Annotated in this window: 12 protein-coding genes and 5 tRNA genes; 9 read left to right on the forward strand and 8 right to left on the reverse strand. The window is 37.1% G+C overall.

The annotated features are described in order from the left end of the window. Positions 1-62: 62 nt before the first annotated feature. Both MKY94_RS01485 and MKY94_RS01490 read left to right on the forward strand, forming a co-directional pair. Positions 63-941 carry a sugar ABC transporter permease gene (locus MKY94_RS01485; RefSeq protein WP_342577864.1) on the forward strand — a complete coding sequence of 293 codons (879 nt, stop codon included), beginning with the start codon at positions 63-65 and terminating at the stop codon, positions 939-941. Between the two features lie 13 nt (positions 942-954). After that, complete coding sequence (locus tag MKY94_RS01490; RefSeq protein WP_340862392.1) at positions 955-1,776, forward strand: carbohydrate ABC transporter permease; 822 nt, start codon at positions 955-957, stop codon at positions 1,774-1,776. 29 nt (positions 1,777-1,805) lie between these two features. Here MKY94_RS01490 and MKY94_RS01495 read toward each other — a convergent pair whose 3' ends face one another. Next, positions 1,806-2,441: a YesL family protein gene (locus tag MKY94_RS01495; RefSeq protein WP_154311837.1), complete on the reverse strand. Its 636-nt coding sequence runs from the start codon at positions 2,439-2,441 to the stop codon at positions 1,806-1,808. A 199-nt stretch (positions 2,442-2,640) separates the two neighbouring features. Here MKY94_RS01495 and xylA point away from each other — a divergent pair, with 199 nt between their 5' ends. The 3 genes from xylA to MKY94_RS01510 all read left to right on the forward strand — a co-directional run bounded on the left by xylA (position 2,641) and on the right by MKY94_RS01510 (position 6,641). Beyond that, positions 2,641-3,963 carry a xylose isomerase gene (gene xylA, locus MKY94_RS01500; protein WP_154312369.1) on the forward strand — a complete coding sequence of 441 codons (1,323 nt, stop codon included), beginning with the start codon at positions 2,641-2,643 and terminating at the stop codon, positions 3,961-3,963. A 30-nt stretch (positions 3,964-3,993) separates the two neighbouring features. Further along, positions 3,994-5,493, forward strand: a complete 1,500-nt coding sequence (gene xylB, locus MKY94_RS01505) for a xylulokinase (RefSeq protein ID WP_154311835.1) — start codon at positions 3,994-3,996, stop codon at positions 5,491-5,493. A 98-nt stretch (positions 5,494-5,591) separates the two neighbouring features. Further along, complete coding sequence (locus MKY94_RS01510) at positions 5,592-6,641, forward strand: aldose epimerase family protein (RefSeq protein WP_342577866.1); 1,050 nt, start codon at positions 5,592-5,594, stop codon at positions 6,639-6,641. Positions 6,642-6,774: 133 nt separating this feature from the next. On the opposite strand, the gene MKY94_RS01515 is transcribed toward MKY94_RS01510, so the two are convergent. From MKY94_RS01515 to MKY94_RS01540, 6 genes are all read right to left on the reverse strand, one after another. Further along, the gene (locus MKY94_RS01515) at positions 6,775-7,428 is read right to left on the reverse strand and encodes a hypothetical protein (protein WP_342577867.1); all 654 of its coding nucleotides are present in this window, start codon (positions 7,426-7,428) and stop codon (positions 6,775-6,777) included. A 144-nt stretch (positions 7,429-7,572) separates the two neighbouring features. Then, positions 7,573-7,643, reverse strand: a tRNA-Gly gene (locus tag MKY94_RS01520). Positions 7,644-7,658: 15 nt separating this feature from the next. After that, positions 7,659-7,734: transfer RNA gene (locus MKY94_RS01525), tRNA-Phe, on the reverse strand. A gap of 111 nt (positions 7,735-7,845) precedes the next feature. Next, positions 7,846-7,921 (reverse strand) — tRNA-Asp (locus tag MKY94_RS01530). A 3-nt stretch (positions 7,922-7,924) separates the two neighbouring features. Next, a tRNA-Met gene (locus MKY94_RS01535) sits at positions 7,925-8,001 on the reverse strand. A gap of 87 nt (positions 8,002-8,088) precedes the next feature. Next, a tRNA-Ser gene (locus tag MKY94_RS01540) sits at positions 8,089-8,181 on the reverse strand. Positions 8,182-8,380: 199 nt separating this feature from the next. On the opposite strand from MKY94_RS01540, the gene MKY94_RS01545 reads away from it, so the two are divergent. The 4 genes from MKY94_RS01545 (at position 8,381) to MKY94_RS01560 (ending at position 13,946) form a co-directional block, all read left to right on the forward strand. Next, positions 8,381-9,793 (forward strand): VWA domain-containing protein, encoded by a 1,413-nt coding sequence (locus tag MKY94_RS01545; RefSeq protein ID WP_342577869.1) that lies wholly within the window; start codon positions 8,381-8,383, stop codon positions 9,791-9,793. A gap of 14 nt (positions 9,794-9,807) precedes the next feature. Then, complete coding sequence (locus MKY94_RS01550; RefSeq protein ID WP_342577870.1) at positions 9,808-11,496, forward strand: hypothetical protein; 1,689 nt, start codon at positions 9,808-9,810, stop codon at positions 11,494-11,496. Positions 11,497-11,607: 111 nt separating this feature from the next. Beyond that, positions 11,608-13,140: an SNF2-related protein gene (locus MKY94_RS01555; protein WP_144538427.1), complete on the forward strand. Its 1,533-nt coding sequence runs from the start codon at positions 11,608-11,610 to the stop codon at positions 13,138-13,140. Positions 13,141-13,169: 29 nt separating this feature from the next. Beyond that, positions 13,170-13,946: a YqhG family protein gene (locus MKY94_RS01560; protein WP_144538428.1), complete on the forward strand. Its 777-nt coding sequence runs from the start codon at positions 13,170-13,172 to the stop codon at positions 13,944-13,946. Between the two features lie 46 nt (positions 13,947-13,992). On the opposite strand, the gene MKY94_RS01565 is transcribed toward MKY94_RS01560, so the two are convergent. Then, positions 13,993-15,111 carry an NADH-dependent flavin oxidoreductase gene (locus tag MKY94_RS01565; protein ID WP_342577871.1) on the reverse strand — a complete coding sequence of 373 codons (1,119 nt, stop codon included), beginning with the start codon at positions 15,109-15,111 and terminating at the stop codon, positions 13,993-13,995. Positions 15,112-15,178 lie beyond the last annotated feature (67 nt).

Genomic DNA, 15,178 nt, shown 5'->3' on the forward strand with positions numbered 1-15,178 from the left:
GTGAGGGTTATCCTATTAGTTGGATAGCCCTTGTCTACCTGATAAGGAGGGAGTTACTTGTTATGAACAAGGTAATGTCTAACAAACTGCTAATAGCGTTATATATTTCTCCGGCGCTATTACTAGTTTTGGTGTTGGTATTCATTCCGCTAATTTTATCGGGATACTATGGCTTAATGGAATGGGATGGGATAGGTGAAAAAACGTTCGTCGGATTAGAGAATTATATAAAAGGTCTCCAGGATATGAAATTTTGGAATAGTGCCTATCATTCATTCTTGTTAGCGATATTCTCCACGCTGAGCTTGGCCATTTATTTAACAATATCTTTTGTTTTGGCATCCAAGATAAAAGGATCTGATCTTTTAAGAAAAATATATTTAATACCGATGTTACTGTCCTCTGTGGCGATAGCACAGCTCTGGATTAAAGTGTATAACCCATCTAACGGTATTTTAAATGTTTTTCTAAAGCAAATAGGAGTGGAAAATCCTCCTGCTTGGTTAGCGGATCCGTCTCTCGTTTTGTTTGCTATATTTATCCCGATTTTGTGGCAATATGCAGGATTTTATATTTTGATTTACTATGCTGCATTGAAGAATATCCCAGAGTCATTAATTGAAGCAGCAAGAATGGATGGTGCTACAGCATTCCAAATTGCCACAAGGATTAAGTTGCCATTAATCAAAGAAGTCGTAAGTGTGACAGTCGTATTAGCGATAATTGGGTCGTTAAAATACTTTGATTTAATTTATGTGATGACTTCTGGTGGTCCGAATGGTGCAAGTGAAGTAATGGCTTCCTATATGTATAAACTAGCATTTTCAAGCTATAACTTTGGATATGGAAGTGCGATTGGATTCCTTCTATTAATTATTACTTTAATTGTAACTTTTGTTATTCGTAAATTAACTACACCAAAAGAGAGAATAGAATATTAAAGGAGGTTTGTATATGAAACGCGTTGGCTACTTCTTTCTATATTTCAGTCTAATAGTAGTAGCATTGTTTCAAATCATCCCGCTAATATGGTTATTTATTTTCTCATTAAAAGATAATCGGGAAATATTTGCGGGATCACCATTTGCCTTACCTTCTGAGTTTAGGTGGGAAAATTATCTAAAAGTTTGGGATGGAGGTATAGGAGTTTACTTTTTTAATAGTGTTTGGATTACAGCTCTTGCGATAGTGTTAACTGTTCTTTTTGCAAGTATGGCTACTTTTGCTATTACTCGAATGAGGTGGAAGCTAAGCGGAGCTGTACTAAGTCTGTTTATCATCGGGTTAATGATTCCTATCCATTCAGCGCTTATCCCACTCTACAGTATGTTTTTGAGTGTAAATTTAATAGATAACCCGTTCGGTGTTGTTATTACATATACAGCCTATAATCTGCCAATTACCATGATGATCTTACTCGGGTTCTATTACACGCTACCAAAGGAAATTGAGGAAGCTGCTGTTATAGACGGTTGCTCAGTTAATCGGATGTTTTTTAAGGTTATTCTTCCAATGACCACACCAGTAATGGCTACAACAGTAGTCATTAATATGATCTATAACTGGAATGAGTTTGTGTTCGTCAATACATTTATAAGCTCTGAGAAATACAAAACGTTAACGGTTGGTATCCAAAATTTCATTGGACAGTATATGACGGATTGGGGAGCGATAGGAGCTACGCTGATCATAAGCGTATTGCCAATCATTATCGCCTTTATTTTCTTTAGCAATAAAGTAGTGGAAGGTATCTCGGCAAGTGCTGTGAAAGGGTAAAGCTAATAGCTTCACGTATATAGAAGCTATTACCCATTGCTTGATTTTAATGCCTCTTGTTTTTCACTTACTTTTTGAAATGCAAGGAGGCCAAATCTCATAGATATAAGAGCATAGACGCTTCCGCCAAATATAAATCCGATAGCTGGAAGAATGCTTATTAAATAGAAGAAGGGCAATAAGCAGAGAAAGATGAATAGCGTAGTAATTGGATTGATTAGCATAATAAAAAAGGAATTTTTTATCACCTGTCCTAGCTTTAAATTGAAATGTACAAAGGATGGAAAAAGGTAAAACAAAAACATAATGAATAGTAGCATAAAAGCAAATAGAGGAAGGTATGTCCAACTTAAAAGCTTGCTATTGGTAGATTGAATATAAAAAATATCTAACACAATAACTACTCCGATGATGGTAACAAAGATTCCTAACAAATTGCTTTTAACAAATTCATTTCTATAATGCTTCCAGAAAGTACTGAACAAGGGTAAATCGGTTTCACCTTTTAGCCACTCTCTTACAACTGCGAACATCGAAATAGTGGAGGGGAAAAAACCGAAAATTACGCCACCTAGCAGAGTAAAAAGTATCCATAGCACATTTAAATAAGCAAATTTAGTAATCCATTCGGTTGCGTTATAAATAAAGCTACTAGTTGCATTCATAGAAATCCGCCTTTGTTTTCTATTTTTTTTAATAAGTTAAATAATTATTAATAGCATACACTCTACTTTTGAAGAATGTCACCACTTTTATTTGAAAGTTATAACTTTGTTCAGATAATTTACAAACTAAATTAAAATACGCTCAGTGATATAACATCCTAAATCTGGTTGCTGAGAATATAATCCGGAGGTATAAATGATGGTCTATTTTCAAAATGTAAAAAAAGTTAGATTCGAAGGTGCTACTTCGAAAAATCCTTATGCATTTAAGTTTTATAATCCGCAGGAGAAAATTGGCGATAAAACAATGGAAGAGGCCTTAAGGTATGCCGTGTCCTATTGGCATACGTTTACAATGGACGGTTCAGATCCATTTGGAGCGGGAAGTATGAATCGCCCTTGGGACAATTTTAGGGGGTTGGATTTAGCAAAAGCAAGGGTAGAGGCATCCTTTGAGTTCTACGAAAAGATGGATGTCCCGTTTTTCTGCTTCCATGATGTTGATATTGCTCCAGAGGGAATTAATTTAAAGGAAAGCAATCATAATTTAGACGTGATTGTAAGCATGATAAAGGATTATATGAAAACTAGTAAAGCAAAATTGCTTTGGAATACGGCAAATAACTTTACCCATCCTCGCTTTGTTCATGGAGCTGCAACTTCGAGTAATGCCGATGTATTTGCGTACTCCGCTGCTAAAGTGAAAAAAGGGTTAGAAATTGGTAAGGAGCTTGGTGCACAAAATTATGTGTTCTGGGGTGGGCGAGAAGGTTACGACACTTTATTGAATACAAATATGAAACTAGAATTGGATAACCTGGCTCGTTTTTATCATATGGCTGTAGATTACGCTAAAGAAATTGGCTTTGATGCTCAATTCTTAATAGAACCAAAACCAAAAGAGCCATCTACTCACCAATATGATTATGATGTAGCCACTGCACATGCATTTTTACAAAGCTATGGTCTGGAAAAATCATTCAAGTTTAATATTGAAGCAAATCATGCAACGCTTGCTGGTCATACATTTGAGCATGAGCTTCATTATGCGCGCATTAATAATATGTTAGGCTCAGTTGATGCTAACCAAGGTAACCCACTTCTTGGATGGGATACTGACGAATTCCCAACAGATTTATGGACTACAACTCTTGCGATGTATGAAATCTTGCAAAATGGTGGACTAGGCAGAGGTGGTTTAAACTTTGATGCAAAAGTTAGAAGAGCATCATTTGAACCAGAGGACTTGTTCCATGCACATATCGCTGGAATGGACGCTTTTGCAGTAGGTTTACGAGTGGCTCAAAATCTAATAGATGATAAAGTGCTTGAAAATGTTGTAGAAGATCGTTACAAAACGTACAAAGAAGGCATTGGATTAGAGATAGTTGAAGGTAAAACAGATTTCCATAAACTAGAAGCATATGCTTTAGAGCTACAAGATATTAAACAGACTTCCGGTCGTCTAGAGCAGATTAAGGCGACAATCAATCAGTATTTATTACAGGCGTTTAAGAAATAATACGCTTTCATATGGTAGGGGGGCTGAAGTATGAAATATGTCATTGGAGTAGATTTAGGAACGAGTGCTGTAAAAATATTACTCATAAATAAAAACGGAAAAGTCGTTCAAAGTGTTTCGAGATCATACCCCTTAATACAGGAAAAAACAGGTTACAGCGAACAAAATCCTCAGCACTGGGTTGACCAAACACTTTTGGGGTTAGAGGAGCTTTTGAAGGATTACTCGGACGATGTTGTGAATATAGAAGGGTTAAGTTTTTCTGGTCAGATGCACGGTCTGGTTCTGTTAGATGAGCAAAATGAAGTATTACGGCCTGCGATTCTTTGGAATGACACTCGTACTTCCGCTCAGTGTCAGCAAATCTATGATGTGATTGGCGAGGAAAGACTGCTACAAATAACAAAAAATCCTGCTTTAGAGGGTTTTACTCTACCGAAAATATTATGGGTGAAGGAACATGAGCCAAATATATTTGAGAAGGCAAAGACATTTATACTCCCTAAGGATTATCTAAGATTTAAACTTACAGGACAACTACATATGGAGTATTCGGATGCTGCTGGAACTCTTCTACTAGATGTTAGTAGAAAAGAATGGAGCACGGCTATATGTACATTATTAGATATCAATCCTAGTCTATGCCCTCCATTGGTAGAATCCCACGACGAAGTTGGTTCACTTTCTTTGGAGGCTGCCCAAGCCACTGGTCTTTCAGCTACTACTCGTGTATTTGCTGGTGGTGCGGATAATGCATGTGGAGCGATAGGTTCTGGAATTTTAGAAGATGGAAAAACTCTATGCAGCATAGGTACATCCGGAGTTGTATTATCCTATGAAGCAACATCGAATAAAAATTTTGATGGAAAGGTTCATTATTTTAATCACGGAGCGCCGGATGCTTTTTATACAATGGGTGTAACGCTTTCAGCAGGATACAGCTTAACTTGGTTTAAAGAGGTATTTGCAAAGGAAGAATCGTTCCAACAACTATTGTCTGAGGTAGGTTCTGTTCCAGTAGGTTCAAATGGGTTAGTATTTACCCCTTATCTAGTTGGAGAAAGAACTCCTTATGCAGACGCGGCAGTTCGTGCAAGTTTTATTGGGATGGACAGTTCTCACCAACGTAAGAATTTTACTCGTGCAATTTTAGAAGGAATTACATTCTCTCTGCTAGAATCTATTGAAATCTTTCGACAAAACGGTAAGTTAATAGATACTATTGTGTCCATTGGCGGTGGCGCTCAAAATGAAGATTGGCTTCAAATGCAGGCAGATATTTTTAATGCCAAAATTGTTCGCTTAACGAGTGAACAGGGCCCAGGAATGGGTGCTGCGATGTTAGCAGCCTATGGTTGTGGATGGTTCGATTCGTTAAAGGATTGTGCAGACGAGTTTTTGAAGGTGGAGAAGCAGTTTACTCCTATTAAAGCCAATGTAATAAAATATAAGAAATTATTTCCTATTTATCAAAAGGTTTATTTTCACACGAAAGACCTGAATAAAAATCTTTTAGAATTCCGTGAGTAAGGATGAATAAATTGAGTCTCAACTTATATAGTTGGGACTCTTATTTATAAGGCGATTGGAAGTGAAATTACATAGGAGAGGAATGAAGCAAAGTGTTAGTGCAGAAGAAGCTAATTGGATTAATAGACGACGACCAGCCTGTTACATTGTTTACAGTAAAAAATAAAAATGGTTTTGAAATATCTTGCATGAATTATGGATGTGTAATTACTAAAATTTTAGCATCTGACCGTAGAGGGCAATATGAAAATGTAGTATTGGGGTTCGATACAATTGAGGAGTACGGTCAAAACGCCAAGTATTTAGGAGCTGTCGTAGGTCGAGTCGCTGGTCGTATTAAACGAGGAACTTTCCGCTTAGGAGAGAATGTCTACAATATTCCAAAGAACGAGAAAAACAACCATATACATGGAGGGGCCAAAGGATTCAGTCACGTATTATGGGATGCTACCGTGTTAGAAGGAAAAGAGGAAACAACGATTGAATTTACATACTTAAGTGAAGATGGGGAAGAGGGATACCCTGGAAATTTAGAGATGAAAGTAACTTATACGATTCTAAATGAAAGAGACACTCTATCTATTACGTACAAAGGTATTTGTGATAGGGATACTGTGGTAAACGTAACAAATCACTCTTATTTCAATCTTAGTGGAAACCTACAGAGGGATGTATTGGACCATGAACTAATGATAGAAAGTTCTACATACTTGGAGTTGGATGAGGAATTTCTCCCAACTGGAAATTTAGTTCCAGTAGATGACACTGTATTTGACTTTCGGAAGTTTCGTAAAATTGCTGATGGAGTAGACTCGGTTCATCCTCAAACTATGCTAGTAGGTCACGGTTATGATCATCCATTTCTATTGGAAGATAATTCTGGCACAATCGTATTAACAGAAAAGGAAAGTGGTCGCAAACTAATAGTAGAAACGACAGAATCTGCAGTAGTCCTCTATTCTGGAAATAACTTGGCTGGCTCTGAAACAATGAGAGGAGAACAGGTAAGAAACTATTTAGGTGTATGCTTAGAAACACAAGGTCCACCTGACTCCATTCATCATCCTCATTTTCCTTCCTCAATTCTACTAGCAGGGAATGAGTACAAATCAACGACAATCTATTCCTTTGAAGTGATAATTGATTGACAATGTATGTAAAAGAGGATCTTCTTGGCATAGGTGCAAATATATTTGAGGATAAAGTAAGACAGTGGTTGATTATTTAACACATAATAAAACATCTTCAATTGGCACTTGTCCAATTGAAGATGTAAAATAATTAAAGATCAATAATTTCATCATATCCGATTAATTTATCCATATGGCTTGCGATCATAGCTATAATTGTACTTGCCTCATCTTTTTTAAAAGTAAAGGTACTTTCATCGACGAACTCCTCATCATCTACCCAGCTACGATTTCTTCTACGGAGAACACCATCGCCATTGGCACTGTCTATACCGAACTGATATGTTACCTCAATATTATCATCTATTAAAAATGCAGTAACCTCAGGTGTTTCCCAATCCACATCAATTTCTTCTAACATGATTTCATCGTCATCATCATCGTCATCGTTGTCACCATCATCATCCAAATAAATTAATTCACTTTCACTGTCATCTTCAAGAAATTCGTGAAAGCTTTCATGAACAGCTTCTATAATATCAGTAATGTCATCTAACATTATTCTGGTAGGTTGGAGAAGTTCAACATCGAAACTTTCAACATAGAACTCTTCATTATAAGGATCAAATAGAATAGTGCAAAAATAGTCTCGCTCATCCTCTAACGTACTAACAAAAAATTCAATTCGCGGATGTTTAGAGGCGCGATTAATGTTCATGTGGCCGACTTGATCGTACTGCTCGCAAATCGAATTCAAATGATCCTGTAGCTCCTCTGTTACTCTGTCAAACCATTCTGTAGTCATAGTCATTACCGCCTCTCATCATTTTCTCCTACTATCTTGTCCTAACAAGGAGTTATTATTCCAACGAATGAAAGAAATTGAAAAAGAAACGACAAAAAAAAAGGCCCATTGATCTTTGCATCAATAGGTCTTCTTTTTATTGGAAGCGGGTGAAGAGAATCGAACTCTCATCATCAGCTTGGAAGGCTGAGGTTTTACCACTAAACTACACCCGCATATTAAAACATAAATGGTGGCTCAGGACGGAATCGAACCGCCGACACAAGGATTTTCAGTCCTTTGCTCTACCGACTGAGCTACTGAGCCTAAATTTGTATCAAGTAAACGAAGCTTAGTATCTCATAGTCAGTTAAGTATAATACAAAATATGTATGTTATATCACTTAGTTGCATAGGAACTGCTTGCTTACAAAAAAATGGCGGTCCCGACCGGGATCGAACCGGCGATCTCCTGCGTGACAGGCAGGCATGTTAACCGCTACACCACGGGACCATTTGGTTGCGGGGACAGGATTTGAACCTGTGACCTTCGGGTTATGAGCCCGACGAGCTACCGAACTGCTCCACCCCGCGACAATAAGAAAGAGTTGAAATTTAAATCAACTACGCATTATAAACTAGTATACTATATTTTACACTTACAAACAACGTAAATAAAAATGGAGGAGGAAGAGGGATTCGAACCCCCGCGCGGTATGACCCGCCTGTCGGTTTTCAAGACCGATCCCTTCAGCCGAACTTGGGTATTCCTCCATATGATGTTACTGTACTAGCAACAAGACAAGAACTAGTATACCATTTTTAAAAAATAAAAGCAACCTCCTTTTTCTTCTAAAACAAATTTTAAGGTTATATCCGTAATAATAAAAGTTGTTTCTTCTCTTAAATGAAACATTTTTCCATTATGTTACGTATGGAATTATAAGTAAGTTTAAAAGCAAGGAGGAATTTCATGAATCGACTATTTACTTTATTAACTATGTTGCTCATATTGTTCCTATCAGCTTGCTCGAATGAATCTCAAGCAGGTGAAGAAAATAAAAAAATAAGTGACAATCAAAAAATAGTAACAGAAGAGGAGAACACTGAAAAAGAAAAACTCCTCGCAATTGAAAAAATTATTATTCCGACAGATTTAGAGGAATGGAAGAATTCTGAGCCAGGTTTGTTCGCACTAGACTATTCTTTTGAACACGAAACATCCAGTTGGCCAAAGGATGCAAGAGAGCTAACACTAGATGAACAAGAAGAGCTTAAAAATACTACGGACATGATAAAAGATGAGGAAACATTATTTAAAATGCTTCTCTATTATTTCGGTAGCACTGTGTATAGTGATCTGTTAGATAAACAGATGAATTATGTAGCCGTTTTAAATGAACCATATTTACCTGAGCCTACTAAAGAAACAATCTCAGGTGGAAGTAATGAGGAAGTTACACCAAAGTCGATACTATTACTCGATGCAAGTTCAAGTATGCTATTGTCCGTAGATGGCAAACAAAAGATGGGGATAGCAAAAACTGCTATGAAGCGTTTTGCAAAGACGATTGGAGCTTCTAGTGAAGTTTCTCTTTATGTCTATGGCCATGAAGGTTCACAGGAGGATAAAGATAAGGAACTTTCTTGTACAAAGATAGATGAGATTTATCCAATGCAGTCTTATAGTACGGATAAATTTGATCCTGTAGTGGATGATGTCGCGGCAAAAGGATGGACTCCATTAGCTGCCGCAATAAAAACAGCAAATGAAGCAAGTAAGAATTCTGAAGGTGCATTAACTGTTTATATTGTTAGTGACGGAGCAGAGACATGCGACGGGGATCCTATTAAAGAGGCCGAAGAGTTTGCTAAAGGAAATGAAAACCGTCAAGTAAATATTGTTGGCTTTAATGTAGACCAAAAAGGTCAAGATCAATTAAAGGCTGTAGCTGAAGCGGGAAAAGGAGAATATATTTCTGCTGAAAATAGCGACGAATTGAATAAAAGTATCGAAGAAAAGTGGGTTATTCCAAGTGTCTTAGATGTGGCTTATATTCAATTAAATGCACCCAATGGTTTTGCTATTTCTAATGCGCAGTATGATATTAGTAAAATTTCGCTTTCCCTTTCTTTTGCCATTTCCAATGAACGGAATCGATTGAGTCAAATGGTGACATGGATGGAAACGGAAGAAATAATATCAGCACATCAAGCAGAAGCACTACAAACTAAGGTGCAGGAACGAAAAGACACATTATCCAAGTGGAATGATGATTTAAGTGAATCAAAAAAACAGACGGTGGAAAACGAATATAATCGCATCCATCAAAAAATTAAAGCTTGGACAGATGAAGTGAATAAGCTGAGGTCTGAACAGTCTTAATAGGAGGGCTATTAATGAGTACATTTTTCATTATCGCAATCGTGGTAATTGCCTTCATTTTTTATTATTTACTTACTAGAGAAAGAAAGAAATTAAAGAAGTTTAGAGAAGAATGGGCTTCTGGTATATTTTCCTCACCAGAAGCAGATTTGAACTCCATATCCTCCTATTGGTTTAATGAGAAAAAACAATTGAAAGTTTATGATGGTGTGGATGAGCTGACGTGGGCTGATTTAGGAATGAATGAGGTTTTCAAAAAGCTAAATTACACTCAATTATCTGTAGGGGAGGAATACTTATTTAATGAGCTTCGAGCAATCGACCCAAACAAGAAAGAAAGCAATGAAGCATTGTATTCGCTACTTACAGAAAACGTAAACTTGAGAGAAAAAATACTTCTAATACTTTCTGATCTTGGCAAAGAAAACTATACAAATTCATCTTCCTATTTCTTTGACTTCAAAGAGTTTGAAATAAAAAATACTTATATGTACGTAATCCTTGCACTTCTGCCCATAGCTTCTCTACTTTTCCTATTTATAAGTATTAAATATGGAATATTAAGTTTTATAGGCTCACTGATCTTAAATGGAATCATTTATTATCGAAACAAGACAAAGATAGAAAATAACCTTCATTCGGTGGGGTATGCTGCTGCTATTATAATTGCTGGTAAGCGAATAGCTTCTATTAAAGATTTGATGCTAATGCCATATATAGATGGACTAAAAAAAAGTGTTCAGCCTTTAAAAAAGGTAGTTACCTTTAACAGAATTGCAACCTTAGGAAGTGGAGGAAGTGGTGAGTTTGATTTATTGTTAGAATACGTGCGTATCCTCTTTTTGTTAGATTTTATTTCCTATAATAAGATTTTCAAAACAATTTCTGCTCACCAAAAGGAATATGAAGAAGTTTGGACTTTAGTAGGAAAGCTTGATGCGGCAATAGCAGTCAGTTATTACCGTAATACATTAGATACATACTGTACACCTACTTTTACAGACCAAGAGGTACTTACATTTGAAAAAATGGCGCATCCTCTTCTAGTAAAGCCAGTTTTAAATTCTTCTCATTTAAAGAAATCTACGCTTATCACAGGCTCTAATGCTTCTGGGAAGTCTACATATATTAAAGCTGTGGCTATTAATGCCATCCTAGCACAAACAATCAATACAGCAATTGCAAAAAGCTGGACTATGAAGCCTAGTTATATCGTAACTTCTATGGCGGTTCAGGATAATGTGTTGAATGGTGACAGCTATTTTATTGCTGAGATAAAATCGTTACAGCGAATTATTCGCCTCATAACGGGAGGAAAGCCTTGTATTTCGTTTATAGATGAAATTCTAAAAGGGACAAATACCATTGAACGAATAGCAGCGTCGGCCTCCATTATGGAGTGGCTATCTCTAAATAAAGGTATAAATTTGTTGGCAACCCATGACATCGAGCTGACCGAAATAGCGGAAAGTATATATGATAATTATCACTTTAGGGAAAAGGTTGAAGGTGGAGAAGTACAATTTGATTATAAAATTCATGATGGGCCTTCTATTTCAAGAAATGCTATAAAATTGCTAGAAATACTTGGATATCCAGATGAGATAACCAAAAGATCTAACGTTTTAGCTCAAAACTTTACAGTACATAGAACATGGGAAGCTTTAAAGGGAAGAGAAAACACGATAGATAGTTTATTTTAAGAATGAATTTTCCATTTTGAGAGTCTTTATATTTTATATTCTCGAAAATAAATCATACACACCTCACATTTGGGCAATCTAAGAAAAATGATTTGCTGTGAGGTGTTTTTTATGTTGATTGAAAGATCGTCTTCCTGGAAGGAAGGCTTAACAAAACGATTGGAAAATGAAGAGTCATGGGATAATTGGAATCTCTATAATATGAGCTATGACATAGTAAAAAATAATTTAATAACTGAGTTTACGGGACTTCAGTCTCCAAAGTATTTGCCAAATCTTCAGGCTTTAAACCATCAATTAGAGGTGGCGCAGACAGTTATTGAACGTATGAATGGGAAAGCAATTTTAGCGGACGAGGTAGGTCTGGGTAAAACGATTGAGGCAGGCTTAATATTGAAAGAATATATGGTACGGGGACTTGTTAAAAAGGCTCTAATACTAGCACCAGCATCTTTGATTAATCAATGGGTGGAAGAGATGAATTTCAAATTTCATATACCTGCCATCCCATACAAAAAGAGTTATTCCCTTGACCACAATGACATTGTCATTATGAGCATGGATACAGCCAAAAAAAGTCCGCATAAAGAACTCATATATGCTCAAAATTATGACATGATCATCATTGACGAGGCGCACAAGCTGAAAAATCATAAAACGAAAATATATGAATTCGTTCAAGGGTTAAAAAAGAAATTCTGCTTGCTGTTAACAGCGACGCCTGTTCAAAACGATGTATTTGAATTATTTTATCTTATTTCTCTATTGAAGCCAGGTCATTTGGGAAATTATGAGACATTCCAGGAGTCTTTTTCTGCAAGCAAACACAGCCTAGAGCATGATGAGTATTTAAGGGAACTGGTGAATCAGGTAATGGTAAGAAACAGAAGGCAGGATACTGGAATTGAATGGACAACTCGTAAGGTGAATATAATTCCAATTGAATTTACAAAAGAGGAAAAGGAAGCATATGAGATGATTTCCGATTTAAAGAATATTTCCTCTGTGTTTTCTGGTGCTTTTTCTATGATTACACTTCAAAAGGAAATGTGTAGCAGCAAGGAAGCAACCTGTTTAACGCTTAATAACATGGTGGAGAAATGTACCAACCGCGAAGAGGTTGCTTATGTGCAAAGTGTGATGCAGAAGCTCATGTCTCTTGAAGTTAACTCTAAAGCAGAAAAAGCTTATGAGATTATTGCAGAAGCAAATGACAAGGTGATTATTTTTACGGAATACCGTGCAAGTCAAATTTATCTGCAATGGTATTTAAGCACGAAGGGAATTACAAGTGTTTTATTTAACGGGAAGTTCAACAAAAACAAGCGTGATTGGATGAAGCATTTGTTCAAGGAGCAGGCACAGGTGCTAATAGCAACCGAATCGGGTGGAGAAGGTATCAATCTCCAGTTTTGTCATCATGTTATCAACTATGATCTTCCTTGGAACCCGATGAAGCTAGAGCAACGAATTGGGCGAGTGCATAGATTAGGGCAAGAGCATGATGTCCACATCTATAATTTGGCTATTCAGGATACGATTGAGCAGCATATTCTAGATTTGCTTTACACCAAAATCGATGTATTTGAAAAGGTAGTCGGCGAACTAGATGATATTCTAACGACTTATAAAAAAACAATATAGTGCAGGTAGGGTATGGAAGGAGGGTATGCATGTACCCAAAACAAGTTCACGATTTTTTACTTCAATTTTTTAAAGAAAATAATTGCCCGATATTAAGTGAGAGCGACCATTACGTGGTCGTTCAATTGACGGAAGAGATGGATAAAAAGCTTATGAATCGACCGTATTATTGGCAATATGTAGAAGCAACTGGTGCCGAGTCGAGTCCTATGCAGCTGACATTCATTACAGACAAAACGAAGCTGCAAGAGGATATAAAAGGAGAGGTAATCCATTTTGGTTCGAACAGGCTTAACCAAATGTTCCAAGCGGCACAGGAGCTCGGGTCATTTGTCCATATGTATGAAAAGGTAGTAAGTGATACCCAAGTCATATTTACACCTTGGTTAGGGGTCAATTATAAGGTTACCTACTATAGTGATCAGACAAAGGAAACTCTCTTCTCCTTGGGGTTAAATTTAATGACTGGAATTGTTAGGGAGGATTTCCACGATTCGATGAAAGAAATTAGTTTTGATGTGGCTATGCCAGACAATGTATTTAATCTGCCATATATCATTAAGCCATTACGTGGTTTAGAGCGGTTAGATGCAGTAATTGACGGTATTATTGCTAACGACGATCATACATGGGCGGAAGAAGCAAAAGAAAGATGGCGAAGGAGCCTAGAGGTACTTGAATACTTTTATGAAGGTGTAGAAGAGAAGCCAGAGTGCTACGAAATGGAGAAAAAGGCTCTCGAGGAGCAGTATGCGGCTCGAGTTGGTATTGAGATTATTAGCGGTGGTTTGTTTTATATGCGATGATAAATGACGGCTCCGGAAAATTAATCTCCGGAGCCGTTTTTAAATGTTAGTCTGCAACCTTAAACCAACCTTTAACCTGCATAATTTTATCCCATAATGGATCTGGAATGTCCAGTTCCTCTTTTTTGCTTACATACACAGCTGGGAAGATGGTGTCGTCTTCTCCTTTTTCCAGTTTTGAAAACCATTCAGGGTCAGTTACTAGTGCACGTCCAATCGCAACAAGGGGAGTCACCTCTAATGCTTTTTCAACGTCCTCTCTAGTTTCCAAAGTACCAACGCCCATTACAGGAACTTTGTCTCCAATTGCTTCCTGGATAAGTTTAATGCGTGGAGTAGTATCGTTTTCATCACGATTAGAGGAACCAAAGAAATGCCCAAGGGAAACGTGAATATAATCTAGATTTTTCTCAGATAAAACATGTACAAGCTCCAAAGAATCTTCCATTGTAAATCCAGGATCCTGATACTCCTCTGGTGAAAAACGATATCCTATTATGAATGGCTCTGTTGAGTACTGCTTAGCTGCCGTCTGAACAGCCTCAACAATTGCTAACGGGAATGTCATGCGCTTTTCTAAGCTTCCGCCCCATTTGTCTGTTCTACGATTGGAGTGTGGAGAGAAGAACTGGTGGATTAAGTAAGTGTTCGCCCCATGGATTTCTACTCCATCAAATCCTGCCTCAATAGCTCTTCGCGTTGCTTCTTTAAAAGAAGCAATTGTTTTTTCAATTTCTTCTGCTGTCATTTCGCGTGGCACTTCTGCATTGTCGCGTGGAGCAGCAACAGCACTGGCAGATACAGGCTGTTCGCCATTTAACACCTTCGAATTAGATTGTCGCCCGGCATGGAAGATTTGTAGTATAGCCTTTGCTCCATTGTCTTTAATGGCATTTGCTAGCTTTTTCAGACTAGGAATTCTATCGTCAGATTCAGCACCTATTGAGTATTCGAATCCAGCACCAAGTGGCTCTGCATAAGCACACGCTGTAATAACTGCCCCGATTCCACTTTTAGCACGTCGAGCATAATAGATTAGTTCGTCATCTGATATATCGCCATTTTTCTCGGATGAATAAGTTGTCATTGGAGCCATTAAAATTCGATTTTTTAATGTAACGCCAGATGGTAATTTGTATGAATCAAACATAGAAGTATTTCCCATTAAGTAACATCTCCTTTTCATTAAATCAACTATATATACACCCTAAAGGAATGCATTGTAAATTCAA

Source organism: Psychrobacillus sp. FSL K6-2843, assembly GCF_038626375.1.
Taxonomy (GTDB): domain Bacteria; phylum Bacillota; class Bacilli; order Bacillales_A; family Planococcaceae; genus Psychrobacillus; species Psychrobacillus faecigallinarum.